Source organism: uncultured Propionibacterium sp. (genome assembly GCF_963539965.1).
GTDB lineage: Bacteria > Actinomycetota > Actinomycetes > Propionibacteriales > Propionibacteriaceae > Propionibacterium.
This window is the reverse complement of sequence record NZ_CAUTOU010000037.1, coordinates 1-20,795: the sequence shown is the minus strand read 5'-3', so window position 1 is coordinate 20,795 and position 20,795 is coordinate 1. Positions and strand designations below refer to the sequence as shown.

The 20,795-nt window shown below is 72.0% G+C and carries 21 protein-coding genes and 1 pseudogene; 13 read left to right on the top strand and 9 right to left on the bottom strand.

Annotation, left to right across the window (positions count from 1 at the left end; genetic code table 11):
- Window positions 1–167: 167 nt before the first annotated feature.
- The 3 genes from R2N01_RS07480 to R2N01_RS07470 all read right to left on the bottom strand — a co-directional run bounded on the left by R2N01_RS07480 (window position 168) and on the right by R2N01_RS07470 (window position 2,738).
- Complete coding sequence (locus tag R2N01_RS07480; RefSeq protein ID WP_316670002.1) at window positions 168–962, bottom strand: lysophospholipid acyltransferase family protein; 795 nt, start codon at window positions 960–962, stop codon at window positions 168–170.
- 89 nt (window positions 963–1,051) lie between these two features.
- The gene (locus R2N01_RS07475) at window positions 1,052–2,155 is read right to left on the bottom strand and encodes a hypothetical protein (RefSeq protein WP_316670000.1); all 1,104 of its coding nucleotides are present in this window, start codon (window positions 2,153–2,155) and stop codon (window positions 1,052–1,054) included.
- 73 nt (window positions 2,156–2,228) lie between these two features.
- Entirely contained in the window at window positions 2,229–2,738 is a 510-nt protein-coding gene (locus tag R2N01_RS07470) for a peptidylprolyl isomerase (protein ID WP_316669999.1), read from the bottom strand.
- A gap of 228 nt (window positions 2,739–2,966) precedes the next feature.
- On the opposite strand from R2N01_RS07470, the gene R2N01_RS11480 reads away from it, so the two are divergent.
- The 3 genes from R2N01_RS11480 (at window position 2,967) to R2N01_RS07455 (ending at window position 5,660) form a co-directional block, all read left to right on the top strand.
- The gene (locus R2N01_RS11480; protein ID WP_399553257.1) at window positions 2,967–3,620 is read left to right on the top strand and encodes a hypothetical protein; all 654 of its coding nucleotides are present in this window, start codon (window positions 2,967–2,969) and stop codon (window positions 3,618–3,620) included.
- Between the two features lie 162 nt (window positions 3,621–3,782).
- Window positions 3,783–4,883: a bifunctional GNAT family N-acetyltransferase/nucleoside triphosphate pyrophosphohydrolase family protein gene (locus R2N01_RS07460; RefSeq protein ID WP_316669997.1), complete on the top strand. Its 1,101-nt coding sequence runs from the start codon at window positions 3,783–3,785 to the stop codon at window positions 4,881–4,883.
- 69 nt (window positions 4,884–4,952) lie between these two features.
- Window positions 4,953–5,660: a hypothetical protein gene (locus R2N01_RS07455; RefSeq protein WP_316669995.1), complete on the top strand. Its 708-nt coding sequence runs from the start codon at window positions 4,953–4,955 to the stop codon at window positions 5,658–5,660.
- Between the two features lie 31 nt (window positions 5,661–5,691).
- Here the strand turns inward: R2N01_RS07455 and R2N01_RS07450 are convergent, their stop codons facing one another.
- The 3 genes from R2N01_RS07450 to R2N01_RS07440 all read right to left on the bottom strand — a co-directional run bounded on the left by R2N01_RS07450 (window position 5,692) and on the right by R2N01_RS07440 (window position 8,132).
- Entirely contained in the window at window positions 5,692–6,447 is a 756-nt protein-coding gene (locus R2N01_RS07450; protein WP_316669993.1) for a DUF4282 domain-containing protein, read from the bottom strand.
- A gap of 120 nt (window positions 6,448–6,567) precedes the next feature.
- On the bottom strand, window positions 6,568–7,617 hold the full coding sequence (gene trpD / locus R2N01_RS07445; protein ID WP_316669992.1) for an anthranilate phosphoribosyltransferase: 1,050 nt from the start codon (window positions 7,615–7,617) through the stop codon (window positions 6,568–6,570).
- Window positions 7,614–8,132, bottom strand: coding sequence for a response regulator (locus R2N01_RS07440; RefSeq protein WP_316669991.1), 519 nt, complete (start codon window positions 8,130–8,132; stop codon window positions 7,614–7,616). Before R2N01_RS07440 ends, trpD begins: the two co-directional genes overlap by 4 nt.
- 146 nt (window positions 8,133–8,278) lie before the next feature.
- Here R2N01_RS07440 and R2N01_RS07435 point away from each other — a divergent pair, with 146 nt between their 5' ends.
- Window positions 8,279–9,742 (top strand): GuaB1 family IMP dehydrogenase-related protein, encoded by a 1,464-nt coding sequence (locus R2N01_RS07435; protein WP_316669990.1) that lies wholly within the window; start codon window positions 8,279–8,281, stop codon window positions 9,740–9,742.
- Window positions 9,743–9,846: 104 nt separating this feature from the next.
- On the opposite strand, the gene R2N01_RS07430 is transcribed toward R2N01_RS07435, so the two are convergent.
- From R2N01_RS07430 to R2N01_RS07420, 3 genes are all read right to left on the bottom strand, one after another.
- Window positions 9,847–10,197, bottom strand: a complete 351-nt coding sequence (locus tag R2N01_RS07430) for an iron-sulfur cluster assembly accessory protein (RefSeq protein ID WP_316669988.1) — start codon at window positions 10,195–10,197, stop codon at window positions 9,847–9,849.
- An 84-nt stretch (window positions 10,198–10,281) separates the two neighbouring features.
- Window positions 10,282–11,166 (bottom strand): glycerate kinase, encoded by an 885-nt coding sequence (locus R2N01_RS07425; protein WP_316669986.1) that lies wholly within the window; start codon window positions 11,164–11,166, stop codon window positions 10,282–10,284.
- A 72-nt stretch (window positions 11,167–11,238) separates the two neighbouring features.
- On the bottom strand, window positions 11,239–12,018 hold the full coding sequence (locus R2N01_RS07420) for a PspA/IM30 family protein (protein ID WP_316669985.1): 780 nt from the start codon (window positions 12,016–12,018) through the stop codon (window positions 11,239–11,241).
- A gap of 251 nt (window positions 12,019–12,269) precedes the next feature.
- On the opposite strand from R2N01_RS07420, the gene R2N01_RS07415 reads away from it, so the two are divergent.
- The 9 genes and pseudogenes from R2N01_RS07415 to R2N01_RS07375 all read left to right on the top strand — a co-directional run.
- The gene (locus tag R2N01_RS07415; protein ID WP_316669984.1) at window positions 12,270–12,863 is read left to right on the top strand and encodes a DUF3043 domain-containing protein; all 594 of its coding nucleotides are present in this window, start codon (window positions 12,270–12,272) and stop codon (window positions 12,861–12,863) included.
- On the top strand, window positions 12,863–13,084 hold the full coding sequence (locus tag R2N01_RS07410) for a hypothetical protein (protein ID WP_316669982.1): 222 nt from the start codon (window positions 12,863–12,865) through the stop codon (window positions 13,082–13,084). Before R2N01_RS07415 ends, R2N01_RS07410 begins: the two co-directional genes overlap by 1 nt.
- A 174-nt stretch (window positions 13,085–13,258) precedes the next feature.
- Window positions 13,259–14,632 (top strand): annotated as a pseudogene (gene sucB / locus R2N01_RS07405) (2-oxoglutarate dehydrogenase, E2 component, dihydrolipoamide succinyltransferase); the annotation flags it as partial.
- 176 nt (window positions 14,633–14,808) lie between these two features.
- Entirely contained in the window at window positions 14,809–15,570 is a 762-nt protein-coding gene (locus R2N01_RS07400) for a DUF4191 domain-containing protein (protein ID WP_316669979.1), read from the top strand.
- 211 nt (window positions 15,571–15,781) lie between these two features.
- Complete coding sequence (locus R2N01_RS07395) at window positions 15,782–16,021, top strand: hypothetical protein (RefSeq protein ID WP_316669978.1); 240 nt, start codon at window positions 15,782–15,784, stop codon at window positions 16,019–16,021.
- 172 nt (window positions 16,022–16,193) lie between these two features.
- Window positions 16,194–18,368, top strand: coding sequence for an alpha-galactosidase (locus R2N01_RS07390; protein ID WP_316669976.1), 2,175 nt, complete (start codon window positions 16,194–16,196; stop codon window positions 18,366–18,368).
- A gap of 51 nt (window positions 18,369–18,419) precedes the next feature.
- Complete coding sequence (locus tag R2N01_RS07385) at window positions 18,420–19,325, top strand: sugar ABC transporter permease (RefSeq protein ID WP_316669975.1); 906 nt, start codon at window positions 18,420–18,422, stop codon at window positions 19,323–19,325.
- A 12-nt stretch (window positions 19,326–19,337) separates the two neighbouring features.
- Window positions 19,338–20,270, top strand: coding sequence for a carbohydrate ABC transporter permease (locus R2N01_RS07380; protein WP_316669974.1), 933 nt, complete (start codon window positions 19,338–19,340; stop codon window positions 20,268–20,270).
- Between the two features lie 10 nt (window positions 20,271–20,280).
- A partial coding sequence (locus tag R2N01_RS07375) for an extracellular solute-binding protein (RefSeq protein WP_316669972.1) occupies window positions 20,281–20,795 on the top strand: 515 nt, incomplete at its 3' end.

Sequence of the window (20,795 nt, the reverse complement as noted above, 5' to 3'; positions counted from 1 at the left end):
CGTGCCCGTCCGGCTCGCCCGCGGCGCCGCGGGTCTGCCCGGCGGGTCCGGCGGTCTCCGTCCGACCGGCAGCGCCGGTCGGCCGCTCGCCGGCATCGGGCCGCCCCTGCTGATCGGGCTCGTCCGGCAGCGGCAGCCGCGGATCGTCGTAGGCGCTCTCATCGGTCTCACTCATCGTGACCGCCGGATCCGGTGGGCCGAGCCCCGGCGGCCAGCTCGGCGTCGGTGGGTGGGACCTCGGCGCCGTCGTTGGCCCTGGCGCGCTTGAACCCGGTCAGGTCCCTGCCCCTGAGGTTGCCGTACTTCACGCGGCTCGCATAGACGTCCACGTACTCCTGGCCGGACAGCTCCTGGATGCGGGCCATGACGTCGTCGGTCACCCACCGCAGTACGCGCACCGAGTCGGCCTGGCCCCTCCAAGGCGTGTAGTCGAGCGGCTCGCCGATGACGATACGGGCGTCCCGCATGGTGGGCAGGCCCAGGAGGCCCCTGCGCAGGCGGGTGTTGACCATGCCGACCGGGATGATGGGTACGCCGGCCTCCAGCGCCAGGCGGGCGGCACCGGTATGGCCGCGGTAGAGGTTGCCGTCGGGCGTGCGGGTGCCCTCGGGGAAGATGCCGATGAGATTGCCGGCGGCCAGCTCGGTCTCGACCGGGCCCATGGTGTCGACGCTGGCCCGGCCGCCGGAGCGGTCGAGCGGCACCATGCCGACGGCGCGCAGGAACCAGGCGACGACGCGCATCTTGAGGCCCTTGCCCTCGAAGAGCTCCTTCTTGGCGGGCCAGATGAGATGGCGCTCCATGATCGCCGGCAGGGTGAACGTGTCGCCGGCGTCGAGGTGATTGCTCGCGAGCACGGCGGCGCCTCTGGCGGGGATGTTCTGCTCGTCCACCAGCCGCGGGTGCATGAGCAGCCTCACGCCTGGGCGGAACAACGCGTACTTGAAGAAGCGGTACCACACGCCTTTCACTCTAATCGGGGCGCACGGCCGCGGCCGGCAGCAAGGCGCGGGCGCCGACGGGGCGAGTCCTCCGGGACCCCGGTCCCTGCTCAGGGGGCGTTCGCGGCGCACCAGCGCACCAGCGCACCAGCGGCTCCGCCCACCCGGTCGGCGGGCGTGGTCCACAACCGTCCGACGAGCTGCCCGGCCGTCTCGGCGCCGTTCTCGTCGACGAGCTGGCTGACGGCCGCCCAGCTGCGCGCGTAGACCCCGCGCAGGGCGTCGGCGTCGTCGATGGCGGAGAACTCCTCGTCGCCGGGCAGGGCCGATGCGCCGCCGGAGCCCCGGCAGGCCCGGACGGCCCGCGCCCTGCTGGAGGCGAGTTCGTCGGCGTCCCGGGGCAGGCCGAGCCACTCGGCCAGACCCTCGCTGACCCACTTGTTCCCGCCGACCGGCGCCCCGAGGCCGGCCAGGCGCCAGTGCACGGACTCGTGGGTCAGCAGCACGGCGGCCTGCGCGGTGCTCCACTGCCCGGCCCGGTCGGGGTTGACGACGACGCGGGCCGCTCCCCTCCCGTACCGGGTGAAGGCCCCCAGGCCCTGCGTCTCGGCGGTCGGCCTGCCGGCGACCAGGGCGTAGGCGCTGCCCGTGGCCGGTACCTCGACGGCGAGCGGCTCATCGGAGTCCGCATCCAGCAGGGGCATGCCCGAATCGTTGACGGCCGCTGCCGCCGTAGCGGCGGCGGCCGACAGATCGGGGGCGCCCCGGCCGACGAGCAGCACCGCCCCGCCCGCGGTGAGGACGTCCACCGCCTCGACGAGCCAGGCGGGGGCCGGCCGGGAGGCCGCGGGCTCGATCCGGGTGATGCGGCAGAGGCCGCCGGCGCACCCGGTGGTGATGCTCACCGCGTCGGTGGCGGCGGCCCGCTCGCCGGGTAGCGCCCAGCTCACCTGCCAGCCGTCGGCGGCGGCCTCGAAGTCCACGCCGTCCAGTTGGGCGAGGTTGGACCACCACATGTCCCGGGTGGACTGCGGGATCGACCGGTCGAGGGCCTCGTCGAACCGATCGCGATCGCCGTCCGCGATGGACGAGTCGAGCATCGCGAGGGCGTCCTCGGCACTGGACGGACCGGACGGGGAGCAGGCGACCGATGACAGGGCGAGTGCCAGGGCCAGCCCGGGCAGCGCCCAGCGGCGGACGGCTCTCCTGCTCATCGCGCCCCCTCCGTCGGCCCGGCCCCGGCGGGCCGCGCCGGGGAGGACCCCGCGTCGCAGACCGCCGGAGCGATCAGATGATCTCGACGCCGTCGATCACGACGTCGTCGACGGGACGGTCCATCTGGCCGGTCGGCACCGCGGCGATCTCGTCGACGACCTTCTTGGAGGCCTCGTCGGCGACCTCGCCGAAGATCGTGTGGCGCATGTTCAGGTGCGGTGTGGGGACGACCGTGACAAAGAACTGCGAGCCGTTGGTGCCCGGGCCGGCGTTCGCCATGGCCAGCAGGTACGGCCTGGAGAAGGTCAGGTCGGGGTGGAACTCGTCGGCGAAGCGGTAGCCGGGGCCGCCGCGGCCGGTACCCGTCGGGTCACCGCCCTGGATCATGAAACCCTCGATGACGCGGTGGAAGATCGTGCCGTCGTAGAACGGGCCGGTCCTGGTCCGGCCCGTGTTCATGTCGAGGTACTCGCGCGTGCCATTGGCCAGCTCCACGAAGTTCGCCACCGTCTTGGGCGCGAAGTCGTCGAACAGGTCGAGCGTGATGTCGCCGTGATTGGTGTGCAGGACGGCCTGCGTCACGGGCCTCCCCTTTCAGCCGTAGGTGCGAGGACGCCCCCATCCTCCCAGACGGCCCAAAGTCCCCGCCGGCCGGACCCCGCGGGGCCACGGCCGGTTCGCACCCCGGTCGCGGTTAACCCTGAGCACGTCCACCGGTCCTCGTCCGGCAGAGGGTTCGCTTGTAGCCTGGCCTCAGCTCGACCACGAGCAGGCTCGATCACGAGCAACCACCGAGCATCGGAGAATCCAATGTCGAAGAAGACTCTCAAGAAGTCCGTGATGACCGCCGGCGAGAACGCCCGCGAAACCATCGCCACCGCCGCCGAGAGGGTCGGCCCGGTGTACGACCAGACGCGCGACGCAGTCCTGGAGGGGCTCGGGAACCTCACCGAGAACCTGTCCGAGACGCTTGAGAAGACCGACGAGCTGCCCGGCTCGGTCATGAAGCACCTGCCCGAGGCCGCCGAGCCCGTCAAGAAGAAGCACCACCGGCTGCTGACCTGCTTCGGCGTCCTCGCCGTGATCGGCGCCATCTTCATCGCCGTCCGCCAGATCCTCCTGCCCAAGGATGACGGCTGGACCCCTCACGAGCCCAGTGGCGCCTTCGGCGACGACGATGTGACCACCGATTTCAGCGAGCCCGCCGCCGCTGAGCCCGAGACCGCCGTCGAGGAGGCCGCCGAGGCCCCTGCCGAGCCCGTCGAGGAGACCGCCGGCAGGGACTACGGCGAGGGCTCCTACGCCGGTGCGAACCCGCCCGAGGGCTACACCATCAAGGGCAACGAGCGCTCCATGAAGTTCCACACCCCGGACGGCGCCGGTTACAGCCGCACCAATGCCGACGTGTGGTTCGTCTCCAGCGAGGCCGCCGAGGCCGCGGGCTTCACCAGGGCCTCCCGCTGAGGGGCCCGGCCCCCCGGAGGCCGGCCCCGACACCGGCCGGCAGCGGCGCGGGGCCGGAGCGGCCGCGCTGATTCCGGCGGGTCCCGGCCCGATCGCGGGGCCCGCCGGGTGGGCCTCATGCGCGGTGCCCGGCACCCGGTGCTGCGGCAGTAGGCTCCTGGCATGGAGCCCTTCCTCATCACCGCCGGCGATCTGGTCCTGTCGGCCCCGACGGAGGCCGACGCCGACGCTTTCGCGCGCATCTGCGCCGAACCGAGCATCCCGGCCTGGACGACGATCCCGTCCGATTTCACGCGGGCCGACGCGCAGCGCCTGGTGACCGAGTCGACCAGGGCCGGCTGGGGAACCGGCGCGCACCCGATGTGGGCCCTGCGCCCGGCCGTCGGCGGTGAGCCGTTGGGCATGGCGAGCCTGCACGCCCGCCCGCTGGGCACCTGGGAACTCGGCTACTGGACGAGCGAGGCCGTGCGCGGCAGGGGCCTGACGACTCGCGCGGTGCGGGCCCTCGTCGATGCGGCTTTCGACCCCGACGGCGAAATCGGCGCCGAGCGCCTGCTGTGGCGGGCCGAGGTCCACGACGGCGTGCCCAACTGGGCGAGCTGGCGGATCGCCTGGAAGCTGGGGTTCCGCAAGCAGGGCCTTCTGCGCAGTGCCGCCGTCAACGCCGGGCGGCGGCACGACATGTGGCTGGCGGATCTGCTGCCGGACGACCCCCGCAGCCCGCGGACCCCCTGGGATGGCCCGCTGCCGCGGCCGGGCGCCCCGGCCTTCGAGCGCGAGGCGACGCCGACCGACGCCATCGGCACCCGCGAGGGTGACTGCCCCGAGGGTCTCGTGGCGCGCTTCCACCGCATCTACGGTCTGCCGATCGTCACCGACGGCCCGAGCCTGAACCGCGAGCACCTGCACATGCGCATGAGTCTCATCGCCGAGGAGTTCGCCGAGCTCGTCGGCGCGGTCTACGGCCCCTCCTCCCGCGGAATCCTCGAGGAGGCCTTCACGAGGGCCCTCGCCGCCGACAAGGACGAACGCGACCTGGTCGGGGCGGCCGACGCGCTGGCCGACCTGGTCTACGTCGTCTACGGCATGGCCCTGGAGACCGGTATCGATCTGCCGGCCGTACTGGCCGAGGTGCAGCGCTCGAACATGTCGAAGCTGGGCGCCGACGGGAGACCCGTCTACCGCGAGGACGGCAAGGTCCTCAAGGGGCCGGGCTTCTTCGGGCCCGACGTGGCCGGTGTGCTGGCCCGCGGCGGGCGCTGAACCGGCGGAGTTGTCCACATTCGCACCGGGGGATTCTGCCCCGGCGTCCCGGCTGCCTAGGCTCGTGCCATGGCCGACCCACCCCTGGCCGCGTCCTCCTGGCTCATCGGCTGGGCGCTGTGCCTCGCCGCCTCACTGCTGCTCGTCGCCGTCCACCTGCGCCTTCTGGCGCGTCAGCCCGAGCCCGACCCGATGGTGCCGGGTGCCGAGGGGAAGACTCCGTACGCGCTGCTCGCCGTCAGCGGACGGGTGCGGCTCGTCTGCCTGCTGGGGGCCCTGGGGTCCTCGGCCGCGACGGCCTGCACCGGGCCCCTCGCCCCCGCCTGGCTGGTCTGGGGCTCGGGGGCGGTCGTCCTCGTCGGCGTTGACGCCGTCTCGACGTGGATACCGCGCGGCCTCACGAGGCTGGTGCTCGGCGAGCTGGGCGCGGCGCTGCCCCTGTGTGCCGCCCTGGCCCGCAGCCCGCTGTACGTCATCGGCGCGCTGGCCGGGGCCTGCGCCGTGGGCGGATTCTTCTGGATGGTCTGGCGCGCCGGAGCCGGCCTGGGTTTCGCCGATGTGCGCCTGGCACTCGGGCTGGGTGCCCTGACCGGGGCGACGGCCGCAGCCCGCACGGGTGCGATCGGGGTGGTCGTCGCCGTCATGGCCACCGCCGTCATCGGCGCACTGGCCGGGATCGCCCATGGGCTCGGACGAGCGCGCCACGAGCCGTTCGCCTACGGACCGGCCCTGTGGGCCGGCGCCTATGCCTGCCTGGCCTGGCCGCTCGCGCGCTGAGCCCCCGCTCCGGAGCACCCCGGTGCGGGGCTCACTCCGATTCGTCGAGACGCTTGAGGATGTCCTCGGCGGCCCTCCGGGTCTTCAGCCCCGCCAGGACGAACTCGCAGATCATCCGGGTGGCCAGGACACCTGCCGCGCCAGGGATCCAGCCGAAGAGGATCCCCAGCACGAGCATGACGCCCGAGCCGCCGCTGCGGGAGTAGTAGCCGGAGCCGAGGGAGGCCACGCCGGCGCCGACCAGCACGGCGAAGAGCCACCACAGGAAGCCCACGACCATCGACAGGACGTAGAGGACCTTGACGATCAGGGGCGTGACCATGTCGGTGAAGCTGAGATCGAACAGGGCCCGCAGGCCGTCCCTGTGGCCGGGCGCTGCGGGCTGCGGGGCGGCGGCATAGGGGGCCTGCGGAGGATAGCCGCCCTGGCCCGCCCGGGCCTGCTGCTGGTCCCAGTCCTGACCGTTCCAGGGCCGCTGGGCGGAGGGCTGGGCCTGGGATGCGCCCCACGACTGAGCGGGCCAGGGCTGGGCCTGCTGACCGGCCCACGGGGCGCCGGCGGAGGCCGCCGGAGCGCCGCGCCAGCCGGGGGCGGGCTCGGGGGCCGAGGCGCTCGACGAGGCCGAGGTGGTGCTGCGCCACGTGGGCGCCGAGCTCTGGGACGATGCCGACGGCGCGCTCTGGGGCGAGGGGGAACCCGTGGACGGGGCGCCCGAGCCGGGGGCGAAGATGCGCGTCGCGTCGTCGAACTCGTTGGCCGAGGGCATGCTGGTCGGGTTATCAGTCATGCTTTCCATGATGGACCATCGAAGACCCGGCCGGGTACGGGACCACATCCCGGCGTGCAGCCGGAGGGCCGGCGCGAGCCTCGAAGTGCGCCCCCGGCCCGGGGCGCCGTCCGCGACGGGTCAGTCGTCCGCGTGCGTCCTGGTGGAAGCGGCCCACTTGGCGAGCAGCGCAGCGGCGCGGCCGTCGTCGATGACCTCGCGCGCCTGCTCGAGGCGGGGGAGCACCTGATCGGCGATGGGCTCGTCGAAGCCGGGGCCGTCGAAGGCGAGCATCGCCGCAGCGGCGTTGAGCTCGACGATGTCGCGCACCGGGCCGGCCCCGCCCGCCATGACGTCGCGGACGACCCCGGCGTTGTGCTCGGGGCCGCCGCCGACGAGATCCTCACGGGTGGCCGGGGCCAGCCCGAGTTCGGCGGGGTCGAGGACGGCGCGCTCGCAGCGGCCTCCGCCGAGGACCCACACGTCCGAGGGGCCGGTCGTCGTGATCTCGTCGAGGCCGTCGGCGCCGTGGAACACGAAGCCGCGGTCGCACCGATCGGCGAGCACACCGGCCATGAGCGGGGCGGTCCTCTCGTCGGCGACGCCGACCGCCTGGGCGTGCGGGCGGGCCGGGTTGGCCAGCGGGCCGAGGAAGTTGAAGACTGTCTGCACTCCCAGGGCCCTGCGGGTGGGGCCGAGGAAACGCATCGACGCGTGATAGCGCTGGGCGAACAGGAAGACGATGCCGGCCTCGGCGAACACGGCGGCCTCGGCGGTCGGGGAGAGATCGACGACAACGCCGAGGGCCCCCAGGCATTCGGCGGTTCCGCACATCGAGCTGGCGGCGCGGTTGCCGTGCTTGATGACGGGGCGCCCGCTGGCGGCGGTCACGATGGCGGCCATCGTCGAGACGTTCACCGTGTTGGCGCGGTCGCCGCCGGTGCCGACGACGTCGACGGCCTCCCGGGGCAGCTCGAGCGGCAGGGCCTTGGCGAGCATGCCCTCGGCGAGGACGGACAGTTCGGAGCTCGTCTCCCCCTTGGAGCGCAGGGCGACCAGGAAGCCGCTCATCTGCTCGGGACTGGTCCGACCGGAGAGCAGCTGGTCCATGGCCCACGCGCCGGTCTCATCATCCAGGTCGCGACCGTTGATGAGCCCGGTGATGAGGTCGGGCCATGTCAGCTGCGTCATCGAACCGCCATCTCCTTGGGGACGTCGTGATCGTCGTCGAGTCCGTGGCGGCTCGACCGGCCCGGGGCGCCGAAGACCTCGGGGGTCATGGGCATCCGCGCATCGGCGCGCGCCTTGCGCACGACGTCGGCCACCGTCCGGGGCAGACGGATGGGATCGACCGGGTAGGGCGAGATCGCCTCGGCGTCCGACCATGCGGCCAGCCAGGAGTCCGCCTCGCGTGCCACCAGCAGGACGACGAGCGGCGGATGCGCGAACTCGTCCTTCATCTGGTGGGCGACGCCCATGCCGCCGGCCGGAACGGCCTCGCCGTCGAGGACCGCGACGTCGTAGTCCTGTTCGTCGAGGGCCGCCCACAGGGCCGGCTGAGTGGCGAACTCGCTGGTCTCGAGTCCGGGAAGGTCGGACGCGACGGTGCGTCCGAGGGCGAGGCGCACCTGCTCGCGCACGGTGCGGTCGTCGGAGTAGATGATGACCCTCAGGTCTGCGGAGTCGGAGCTGGCATCGTCGCTCATGGGACCGTCCTCGGCTGGTGCACGGAAGTTACCCGGCACATCGTAGTCCCCGGCGGGCGCCGGCGGGCGGCACGGCGGCCCTCCGAGACGCCCGGCCCGGCCCGCGCAGGGCCCTGCGGAGGAGCGGTCGTGCCTACAATCTCCGCGTGCGTTTCCTCAACCAGCAGCCGGCCTACGATCTGACGTACAGCGACGTCTTCATGGCGCCGAACCGCTCCAGCGTGCGTTCGCGCCACGACGTGGACCTGACCAGCCGTGACGGCCTCGGCCTGTCGCTGCCGCTCACCGTCGCCAACATGACGGCCGTCAGCGGCCGCCGCATGGCCGAGACGGTGGCGCGCAGAGGCGGCATCGCGGTCCTGCCCCAGGACATCCCCGTCGAGTTCGTCGTCAAGGCGATCGGCCGGGTCAAGTCCTCCCCCGTCACGTTCGAGACCCCCGTGGTGCTCGCCCCGACGACGACCGTCGGCGAGGCCCTCGCCCTCATCCCGAAGCGCGCCCACGGCACGGCCGTCGTCGTCGACGAGGCCCGCCGCCCGATCGGCCTGTTCGCGCCGGCCGACGGCGTCGGCGTGGACCGCTTCGTACAGGTCCGCGACGTCATGACGACCGATCTGACCCTCGTCGGCGCCGCCACCGAGCCGCAGGAGGTCTTCGACGCCCTGGCCTCGACCCGCCACCGCCTGGCCATCGGCGTGGATGCCGACGGCGCCCTGGTCGGCGTCATGAGCCAGCGCGGGGCCGTGCGCTGCGGCATCTACGCGCCCGCGCTGGATGAGAGGGGCCGGCTGCGGATCGGCGTGGCCCTCGGCATCAGCGGTGACGCCGAGGGCCGGGCCAGGGCCCTGCTCGACGCCCACGCCGACGTGCTGGTCATGGACACCGCGCACGGGCACCAGGAGCGCATGATGGACGCCCTGGCCCTTGTCCGCCCGGTCCGTGACGCCTACGCGGACACCACCGGAGTGCGCGTGCCGATCGTGGCCGGCAATGTCGTCACCGCCCAGGGCACTGCGGACCTCATCGACGCCGGCGCCGATGTCGTCAAGGTCGGGGTGGGCCCGGGCGCCATGTGCACCACTCGCATGCAGACCGGAGTGGGCCGCCCGCAGTTCTCGGCCGTCATCGAGTGCGCCCAGGCGGCGGCCGAGGCCGGCGGCGCGATCTGGGCCGACGGCGGCGTGCGCCATCCGCGCGACGTGGCCCTCGCCCTCGCCGCGGGCGCCGGCTCGGTGATGGTCGGATCCTGGTTCGCCGGCACGAACGAGTCCACCGGCGAGGTGCTGACCGACGCCGACGGCCGCCAGTACAAGGAGAGCTTCGGCATGGCCTCGGCCCGTGCGGTGCGCAGCCGCACGCGTGCCCGCAGCGCCTACGAGCGCGCCCGCGCCTCGCTGTTCGAGGAGGGCATCTCGAGCTCGCGCATGTACCTCGACCCGGCCCGCCCGGGCGTCGAGGACCTGCTCGACTGGATCACCTCGGGCGTCCGTTCCTCGTGCACCTATGCGGGCGCGCGGTCGCTGGCCGAGTTCCAGGAGAAGGCCGTTGTCGGTGTGCAGTCGCCCTCCGGTTACGAGGAGGGCCGCCCGATCCCGGTCAGCTGGGGCTGACCTCCTGGCGGGCCCCGGCTGCGAGCGGGTCCCGGACCCGGCGAGGGGCCTGCGGACCGGCTCGTCCGGCCGCCCGCAGGCCCCGCAGTCTCGAGCGCGTCCGCTCAGTGGAAGGAGTCGCCGCAGGCGCAGGTGCTGGTCGCGTTCGGATTGTCGATCGTGAATCCCTGCCTCTCGATGGTGTCGGCGTAGTCGATCACGGCACCGCCCAGGTAGGGGGCGCTCATGCGATCGACGACCAGGTCGACGCCGTCGTAGTGATCAACGAGATCGCCCTCGAGTTGCTCGTCGTCGAAGGCCAGGCGATAGCGCAGGCCGGCGCAGCCACCGGGCTGCACCTCGATGCGCAGCGCGAGATCGTCGCGGCCCTCGGCGCGCAGCAGGCCGGCGGCCTTCTCGGCTGCGGCGTCGGTGAGCGTCACGCCGGTGATCTTCCCGGTCACGGTTTCGGTCATATCGGTCCCCTTCTCGCCTCTCCGACCGGCTGGCCAAGCCGGACAGTGGTCGGGATATTGCCCCGGGCCCACCTTCTCCAGTGTCTACCAGAACCAGCTTCTCGCAAATGCCAGGCACCCGTCGGTGATGTCGCCGTCGCCGACGGCGTGGACCGCCTCGATGCCGCTCCTGCGCTGGCCGACCAGGCTGGTGCGGTTCATCCTGGTGATCACCACGACGGGCCTGCCCGCCGCGGCGGCCCTCCTGACGACGTAGTCGACGACCGGGCCGCCCCAGGCGTCCACGTCGAAGTCCTCGCAGCTGGTGACGACCAGATCGGCGGCAGCCATCGTCCGGTCGATGCCGGCGACCTCGCCGAGGGCCTCAGGGCCGGCGAGCACCCGCCCGCCGAGGGCCAGGACGACGGCTCCCGCCCCACCGCCGGCGCCCGAGCCGGGCATGGCGGCCAGGGCCTCGCCGCCGGCCGGGGCGACCGGATCCGAGCTGCCGGAGGCCAGCAGTTCCGCCCAGCTGGCGAGCATCCTGTCGAGTGCCAGGCGCCGGGGCAGGGGAAGGTCCTGACGCCTGCCGGCCAGCCCGTACATGCCGGTCAGCACGGCGTCCTGCTCGCCGGACCGGCACAGACCGACGAGCGGTCGCCCGGCCAGGCGGGCGCGGGCCCCGTCGGTGTTCAGCCGCCGCGCCCCACGGGCCGGCCCGGCCGCGCCGGCGAGCGTGCTCGGCCCGCTCCCGCTCAGGAAGGACAGCAGCATCGGACCGCTGTCGTGGTCATGGCCGTCGAGCGGGATGAACAGCGCGTCGTCCGGGCCGGCGAGGTTCTCCCTGGCATGCCGCCAGGACGGCCCCATCTCGGCCAGCGGTACGAGCGCGACCTCGGCGCCGGCCTCGCGCCAGGCACGGCCGATCCCGGCCCCGGCGCGCCAGGCGTCGAAACCCGCCATGGCGCCTGCCGCCACGAGAACCCTCATGAGCCCGCCTCGTGCGTTCCGGATGCGAGGGCCCGCAGCCGGAAGTCCCGTACGCGGGCCGCCGATGGGACCTCAGGCCTGGCCGGGCCCGGTCTGCTGATGGTTGCCCTGCTCCAGCTGCTGGGCGGGGGCGGTGGTGGGACCGGCGTCGATGCCGAGCTGGGTCTTCATGGCGGCGAGCTCGTTCTCGACCGAGGCGGAGGAGGCCATGGCATCGAGTTCGCGGGTGATGTCGTCCTTGAAGGCACCGGTGGGATCGTCGAGGGCGCCCGATGCGAGCAGCTCGTCGACGGCACCGGCACGAGCCTGGAGCTGGGCGGTCTTGTCCTCGGCGCGGGCTATGGCCTGGCCGACGTCGCCGAGCTGGTCGCTCAGGCCGGTGAAGGCTTCGTTGACGCGGGTCTGGGCCTCGGCGGCCGAGTACTGCGCCTTGATGGTCTCCTTCTTGGTGCGGAAGGCGTCCACGCGGGCCTGCAGCTGGGTGCTGGCGCGGATGAGCTTCTCCTCCTCCTCGGCCAGTGCCGCGTGCTGGGTCTGGAGGTCGTCGAGCTGGGCCTGCAACCCGGACTTGCGGGTGAGGGCCTCCCGGGCAAGGTCCTCGCGGCCCTGGGACAGCGCGCGCTGGGCCGCGACGGTGAGCTTGTCCATCTCCTGGCCGAGCTGGTTGCCCTGGATCTCGACGCGTTTGCGGCTGGTGGCCACGTCGGCGACGCCGCGACGCACCTTCTGCAGCAGCTCCAGCTGGCGCTGATAGGAGTAGTCGAGGGTCTCGCGAGGGTCCTCGTGCTTGTCGAGGGCCTTGTTGGCCTTCGACCTGAAGATCAGGGAGAGCCGTTCGAAGATTCCTGCCATCGGTGCGTCGATCCTTCCGGTGCATTGTCCTGCGCGCGGGCGCGCGGTGGGCCGATCGCCTCAAGCCTAATTGCCTGAACAGTTCGGATGGGCATCATCTTGCCACCAGAGTGGGCCGAGACCCAGGCAGGGGACGAGTTCCCACGGCTGCGGCCCCGGCTGGCCGGGACTCCCCCGAGGGGTCCTCTTGAGAGGGGCCCCGTCGGCCAGCCTAGAATCGGTCCCCAGACAACCACGACGAAAGGGCACCCGTGGCATTGCTGCGCTCCAAGAGGACGGTCAGGACGGCCGGCGAAGAGGACGAGGCCGTGGACGCCGCCGGGACCGGGACGCCCGGGCGGAGTCGGGTCCCGCGCAAGAAGAACGCACCCACCCCCAGCCGCAGGCAGGCCGAGGCCGCACGCATGCAGCGCCTGCACCCGGTACTGACGAAGAAGGAGCAGAAGGCGCGCAATCGCGAGAGCGACTACCGCCGCCGAGAGGAGGCCTTCCGCACCGCCAACGCCAGGCCCGAGCGGGTGCTGCTGCGCAACAACGTCGACTCGCACTGGTCCGCCTGCGAGTTCGCCTGGCCGGTCGTGCTGATCCTCATCGCCGCCATGCTGGCCACCCAGTGGCTGCCGTGGCTCTCGCTGGTCTCCAGCGCCGGCATCTGGGTCTACTTCCTCGTATGCGCCCTGAACGTCTTCATCCGCTGGCGTTCCTACAAGAAGGAGGCCTACAACCGCATCCGCGGGTTCGATCCGAGGGGCAAGCGCCTGGTCTCCGACATGATCTCCCGGATGATCACCCTGCGCCGTTTCCGCAATCCGGGCTGCGCCGTCGAACGAGGGGAGAAGTACTGATGAGTTTCCGCTGGGAGGAGGAGCTCGAGCCCGAGGCCGAACTCAGCGTCGACGAGCGCCACGGTCTCGGCCTGGGGCGCGAGTTCGACACCCGCGAGGACGCCGAGTCCTGGCTGGGCGAGAGCTTCGAGGAGCTGGCCGATTACGGCGTGTCCTCCGTCAGCCTGTACGAGGACGACGACCTGGTTTACGGACCGATGAGTCTCGCCGGGGAGAAATGAGCCCGCCCGCCGGCCATGCCGCACTGCGCGGCGGAGAAACCGGGCAGGGGGTCGTCGGGTCCCGGGCCGGGCCCGACGGAACCGGATCCGCACCGACGGGACGACCTGTCGTCATGTTCGCTCAAGGCATGGCCGGCCGGGGTCGGCCAGAAGCCTCCCGGGGCCCGACAAGCGGCGCCCGTTGGGGTTAGGCTGGCCGCACAGACGCAGCCGGGGCGACTCCGGCGGGCGTTCTCACCAAGACCTCTGGCGAAGGAGTCCGGTAGAACCATGTCGACTGAAGTCACCCTCCCCACTCTGGGCGAAAGCGTTAACGAGGCCACGATCTCCCGCTGGCTCAAGGAGGTGGGCGAGCACGTCGACGCGGACGAGGCCCTGCTCGAGGTCAGCACCGACAAGGTCGACACCGAAGTCCCCTCCCCCGCCTCCGGCACCCTCCTGGAGATCCGCTTCGCAGAAGACGAGGTCGCCCAGGTCGGCACCGTCCTGGCCGTCATCGGCGAACCCTCCGAAGCCCCGACGACCCCGACAGCACCAGCCGCGACACCGGCCCCAGCAGCACCAGCGGCCCCGCCCGCCAGCGCACCCGCCCCGCGCGCCACCCTGCCCGACTTCGACGGCTACGTCACCCCGCTGGTGCGCAAACTCGCCGCCGGCAACGGCATCGACCTGGCCGACATCAAGGGCACCGGCGTCGGCGGACGTATCCGCAAGCAGGACGTCGAGGCCGTCATCGAGGCCAGGAGGAGGGCCGCCGCGACACCGACCCCCGCGGCCCCGGCGGCGGAGAAGAAGGCGGCCCCCTCGGCCGACGCCACCAAGCGCGGTACCACCGAGAAGATGACCAAGCTGCGCAAGATCGTCGCCGCCCGCATGCGCGATTCGCTGCAGGTCTCGGCCCAGCTCACCGCCGCCGTCGAGGTCGACCTGTCGGCCGTCGCCCGGGTGCGAGCCGCGGCCAAGGACGAGTTCCGCAGGCGCGAGGGCATCGGCCTGACCTATCTCGCCTTCATCACGAAGGCCGCCACCGAGGCCCTGCGCGACTTCCCGGAGGTGAACGCCAGTATCGACCAGGAGGCCGGTACGATCACCTATCACGACAGCGAGGACGTCGGCATCGCCGTCGACACCCCCAGAGGCCTCATGGTCCCGGTCATCAAGGGTGCCGGCGACCTGAACGTGGGCGGCATCGCCAAGAGGATCGGCGACCTGGCGGCGCGCGCCCGCAACAACAAGATCGGCCCCGACGAGCTGAGCGGCGCCACCTTCACGATCACGAACTACGGCTCCACCGGCACCTTGTTCGACACCCCGATCATCAACCAGCCGAATGTGGCCATCCTGGGCACTGGCGCCATGGTGAAGCGCCCCATCGTCGTCGTCGATGCGTACGGCAATGACGCCATCGCCATCCGTCCGATGATGTACCTGTCGATGACCTACGACCACCGGCTCGTTGACGGGGCCGATGCCAGCCGCTTCCTGTCGGCCCTCAAGGCCCGTCTCGAGGAGGGCGGCTTCGGCGGCGAGTTCGGCCAGACCCAGTAGGGCCCGTCGGGAACGGTTCGCGCGGACGGACGGGACCCGCCGCCGCGTCCGGGCTGATGAGCCCGGGGCCGTCGTGCGCTGGAGCAGCCGGACTAGAATGACTCAGTACGACCGGTTGGGCCGCAGCGCAGGCGGTGCGGCGTGCGGCACCACCGGGCAACGGTGAGGAGGCGGACATGGCGAGCGAGCGGGCCAGGGAACTGGCCAGGAGGCAGAAGGCCGAGGCCAAGGCCCTCAAGGCGGCCAAGAAGAACTCCGACAACCCGGCCGACTGGGGCACCGTCCGCCAGCTGCGCGAAACCTACAAGCTGGCGGCCGGTCACCGGTCGTCCACCCCGTGGATCCTGCTGGCCTGCGTGCTCGGCTGCACCGCCCTGGGCGTCGTCCTGGGCCTGTGGCTCGGCTGGCCGGTGATGTGGATCCTCATCGGCTTCTTCGGCGGCCTCACGCTGGGCCTGTACGTGCTGCAGCGCATCGTCAGGAGAGCCGCCTTCGCCCGGGCCGTCGGGCAGCCCGGCGGCGGCGAGATGGCGCTGAGCATGCTCGACAAGAAGAAGTGGCACTACGCCGCCGCCGTGACGGTCGACAGCCAGATGAACTGCGTGCACCGCGCCGTGGGCCCCGGCGGCCTCATCCTCATCGGCGACGGGAGGGGCGCGCACAACCTGCTGGGCTCCGAGGCCAAGCGCTACAAGCAGGTGCTCTACGGCGTCGACGTCCAGACCATCATGATCGGCGACAAGACCGGCCAGGTGAGGCTCGAGGATCTCACCGGCTACATCAAGAAGCTCCCCAGGACCCTCAACCAGGAGCAGGTCGAGGAGATCGCATACCGCCTGAAGGGGCTGGACCGCGTGCACTCGCGAGTGCCACTGCCCAAGGGCCCGATCCCGACCAGCGGCAACATGAAGATCTCGCGCCGCGCGATGCGCGGGTGAGCCCCATCGCGGCTCGTCGGCCCGCCGCCTAAGGCGGTGCCTCTGATGGGCGCGCACCTGCTGGGGGCCGAGGGCCTCCACCTGGAGTACCCCACCGGGGTCGCCTTCGACTCGGTGACCCTCGTCGGCGGCCGGGACCGGGCGCAGAGGGCGCAGCCGGGCCGGGGCCGCAGGCGCCACCGACGGCCCCACGGGCGCCCGGCTGCGCGCCATGCAGAAGGAATCACGGGCCATGGAGCGGCGCATGGACAGGCTGGCGCGGACCGGCCAGGCGCTGCAGGAGCAGATGGCGGCCGCCGACCAGTCCGACCACGAGGCGCTGACCGCGATGACGGCGAAGTTGCGGGGCGGTCCACGACGAGACGGCCGAGCTGATGGGCTGAGCCCTGGCGGACGCGGCCGCGAGAACCGGGGCGGACCGATCCCCCGCGGCCCCCTCACCAGGACCTGATCTTCTTCTGCGCACCTTTACACCGGGGCCGATCCGGCCAGTATGCTGTAGCCGCGTTGCCGCGAGGTGTCCGTGGCCGGGCGACGGTGTCACGGTCGCGACTCGCGCCCCCTTTCGCCGCAGCGCACGGCCGCTCGCACGACGGCCCGCCACACACAAGGACACTGTTGTCATGACCTTGCACCTGCGTCATGCCGGCACCTCGCTGGTCCTGGACCTGCCCCCGGATCGCTTCCCGGTGGTCCGCCACTGGGGCACCGACCTGGGCCCGCTCGACGGCGCCGCACTCGCCGACGTCGCCACCGCCCAGGCCGCCTCCACCGGCGACAACAGCACGTGGGTGACGCCCGACCTGCCCATCCTGCCCCTGCCGCACCTGGGCTGGTCCGGACGCCCCTCCCTGCTCCTGCACCGCCAGGACGGCTCGGCCTTCTCCGCCCACGTGGCCCAGGTCGCCCACCTGGTCACCTGCGAGGACGGGGCCCACGTCGTGCGCTCCACCGGTTCCGACCGCGCCCACGCCATCGGCGTCGCCACGCGGATCCGCCTCGAGCCCAGCGGGCTCGTCCGCGTGAACGTCACCGTCACCGACGAACGGGACCCGGCCGGTACCGGGGGTCGTGCGGGCCCGGCCCTCGTCGTCGACGAGGTCACCCCGGTCCTGCCCGTCCCCGCGGACGCGACCGAACTGCTCGACATGAGCGGGCACCACGGCCGGGAGCGCAGCATCGTGCGCACGCCCTTCACGGCCGGCACCCGGCTGCGCGAGTCCTGGGAGGGCCGCCCGGGTCACGACGCGGCCACCTGGCTGGCCGCCGGCCGGCAGGGCTTCGGCTGGCGGACGGGAACCGTCCACGGGGTGCACCCGGCCTGGTCCGGCAGCACCCGCTCGGTCGCCCTCAACACCTTCCAGGGCCAGCGGCTCCTCGGCGCCGGCGAGCTCCTCCAGCCCGGCGAGGTCGTCCTGGGGCCGGGCGGGTCGTACACCTGCCCCTGGGCCGTCTTCTCCTGGGGCGAGGGCCTGGACGCCCTGTCCGCCCGCGCGCACGCCTGGCTGCGCTCCCTGCCGGCGCACCCGCAGCGCCCCCGCCCGGTCCTGCTGAACATCTGGGAGGCCGTCTACTTCGGCCACGACCTGGAGACCCTCACGGCCCTGGCCGACGAGGCCGCCGCCATCGGGGTCGAGCGCTACGTCGTCGACGACGGCTGGTTCGGCTCCCGTCGCGACGACCGCTCCGGCCTGGGCGACTGGCAGGTCTCCCCCGAGGCCTGGCCGCGGGGCCTGGAGCCCCTGGCCGAGCACGTGCGCGGCCTCGGCATGGAGTTCGGCCTGTGGTTCGAACCCGAGATGGTCAGCCCCGACTCCGATCTCGCCCGCGCCCGCCCGGACTGGATCCTCTCCGACGGAGCGGGCGGCGCTCCCGAGCACCGCAACCAGAGGGTCCTCGACCTCACCGTCCCCGACGCCTGGGAGTACCTCTACGAGACGATGAGCGGGCTCGTCGAACGCCTCGGCATCGCCTGCATCAAGTGGGACCACAACTCGCCCCTGCTCGCCGCCGGCCACCAGGCGACCGGGCCCGGCGCCCGCGCCGGCGCCCCCGCCGTCCACGAGCAGACCCTCGCCTACTACCGCCTCCTGGACGCCCTCCACGAGCGCTTCCCGGAACTGGAGATCGAATCCTGCGCGGGCGGGGGCGGGCGCATCGACCTGGGCGTCATGGAGCGGGTCCAGCGGGTGTGGACCAGCGACTGCAACGACGCGCACGACCGCCACGACATCAACCGCGGCACGATGCTGCTGCTGCCCCCCGAGCTCGTCGGCACCCACGTGGGCAGCCACCGCGACCACACGACCCTGCGCGAGCTGGACGCCTCCTTCCGCGCCGGCACCGCCCTGTGGGGCCACATGGGTCTGGAGCTGGACCTGTTGTCCGCCACGGAGGAGGACAAGCGCGTCCTGGCCTCCCACATCGCCCTGCACAAGCGGCTGCGCCCCCTGCTGCACTCCGGAACGGTCGTCCACGCCGACCTCGACGACGAGGACCGCCTGCGCGTCCAGGGCGCCGTCTCCCCCGACGGCTCCGAGGCCCTCTACGAGATCGCGGTCCTCGGCCAGCCGCTCGCCTGGCCTACCGCCCCCCGCCCCCTGCCGGGGCTCGACCCGGCGCGCACCTACCGGGTGGGGCTCGCGGCCCCCGCCTACGACGGCCTGCGCTACGAGGCGGCCTGGACCCGCCCCGGGGGCGTCGTCCTGCCCGGCTCCTACCTGTCGGCCACGGGCCTGGCCCTGCCCTGCATCCATCCGGACCATCTGCTGCTGGTGCACGCCGCGGCCGTCGACTGACGCGCACCGGTCCATCCCCTGCACTCCCCCAATGGCGAACGGAGAATTCTCATGAGCGCACTCACCGGGGCGGTGCCCGTACCCGGCAGGAGGGCGAAGGACGACCGCGTACTCGGAATCGCCTTCATCGTCCCCGCCGGTATCGGGCTCATCGCCTTCTACCTGTGGCCGCTCATCCGCGGCGTCTGGCTGTCCTTCACCGAGTACAACCTGCTCACCCCCGAGCAGTTCACCGGTGTCGCGAACTACCGGCGCATGCTCGGGGACTCCGTCTTCTGGAACGCGGTCAGGGTCACCCTGGAGTACGTCGTCATCAATATCGGCGTCCAGACGATCCTCGCCCTGCTCATCGCGGTGCTCATGCAGCGCCTCACCCGGTCGACCCTCGTCCGCTCGGTCGTGCTGACGCCCTATCTCGTCTCGAACGTCGTCGTCGCCATGCTCTGGCTGTGGATCCTCGACAACACCCTCGGCGTCTCCAACCAGATCATCGAGGCCATCACCGGCGAGAGGGTCAATTTCTTCTCCTCCGCGCTCGCGATCCCGACCATCGCCCTCATCAACGCGTGGCGCCACATGGGCTACACCGCCCTGCTCATCTTCGCCGGGCTGCAGTCCATCCCGAACACGGTCTACGAGGCCGGCAGGGTGGACGGCGCCGGCGAGTGGACGATGTTCTGGCGGATCACGGTGCCGCTGCTGCGCCCGATCCTCGCCCTCGTCCTCATCATGACGATGATCGGCTCGTTCCAGGTCTTCGACACGGTCTCCGTGACCACCCGGGGCGGGCCGGTCAACGCCACCCGCGTCCTGCAGTACTACATCTACGACATGGCCTTCGGCCGCTTCCAGTTCGGCTACGCCTCGGCGATGGCCGTCGGGCTGCTCATCGTGCTGGCCGCCATCACCGTGCTGCAGTACAGGCTGACGCGCGCCGGCGAGACGGATCTGGGCTGAGGAGGGCACGGCATGAGCACCGCTTCCGCTTCCACCGCCATCGAGCCCACTGCGGCCGTGGGGGGCAGGAGGAGGCCCTCTGTCGGGCGCATCCTCGCCTGGGCGGTGATGATCCTCATCATGATCGTCACGGTCCTGCCCTTCTACTGGGTGCTGCGCACCGCCCTGTCCTCGAACACGGGCCTGGCCGGGGACCCGACGTCGATCCTGCCGGTCGACGTCAACCTGCGCGGCTTCGAGCGCGTCTTCGGCATGCAGCCGACCGAGGAGGCGGTCGCCGATGGCGGCTCCGGCGCTTCGATGAACTTCTGGGTGTACCTGCGCAACTCCATCATCGTCGCGACGCTCGTGACGGCGGGGCAGGTCTTCTTCTCCTCGATGGCCGCCTACTCCTTCGCCCGGCTGCGCTGGAGGGGCCGCGACTTCGTCTTCGGCGTCTTCCTCGCGGCCCTCATGGTCCCGTCGATCTTCACGCTGCTGCCGAACTTCGTGCTGATCAGGCAGCTCCACCTGATCGACAGCCTCCTGGGCATGGCCCTGCCGACCATGTTCATGACGCCCTTCGCCGTGTTCTTCCTGCGGCAGTTCTTCATGAACATCCCGCGCGAACTGGAGGAGGCCGCCTTCCTGGACGGCGCCTCGAAGGCCCGCGTGTTCTTCCAGCTCATCCTGCCGATGGCCAGGGCCCCGATCACGACGCTGGCGATCCTCACCTACATCACGGCCTGGAACGACTACTTCTGGCCCCTGCTGGTCTCCTACACGGACTCCTCGCGGGTGCTCACCGTGGCCGTGGCCGTCTTCAAGTCCCAGGCGCCCTCCAGCGGCACCGACTGGTCCGGCCTCATGGCGGCCACCCTGGTGGCCGCCCTGCCGATGCTCCTGCTCTTCACGGCCACCGCCAAGCGCATCGTCAACTCCATCGGGTTCACCGGAATCAAGTGAGGCACCCACGATGAACATGCACCTCCCGTACGGGCCGCCCCGGGCCCGGATCACACGCCGCACCGCGCTCACCACACTGGCGGCGGGCGCCGCGGCCCTGCCCCTGAGCTCCTGCTCCTCCGGCGGCGGGGACTCGGCGGGCGCCGTCGAGTACTGGATGTGGGACGCGAACCAGCAGCCCGCCTACCAGGCCTGCGCCGAGCGCTTCGAGGAGAAGACCGGCATCACGGTGAACGTCACCCAAACGGGCTGGGACGACTACTGGACCAAGCTCACGGCCGCCTTCATCGCCGGCACCGGCCCGGACGCCTTCATCGACCACATCTCGAAGTTCGCCCAGTTCGTCGACCTGGACGTGCTGGTCCCCCTGGACGAGCAGGAGGCCTGGTCGGACGTCGACGAGTCGGCCTTCCAGGAGGGCCTCATCGACCTGTGGAGGGGCGAGGACGGCCACCAGTACGGCTGCCCGAAGGACTGGGACACCGAGGCGGTCTTCTACAACAAGGACATGCTCGCCGACGCCGG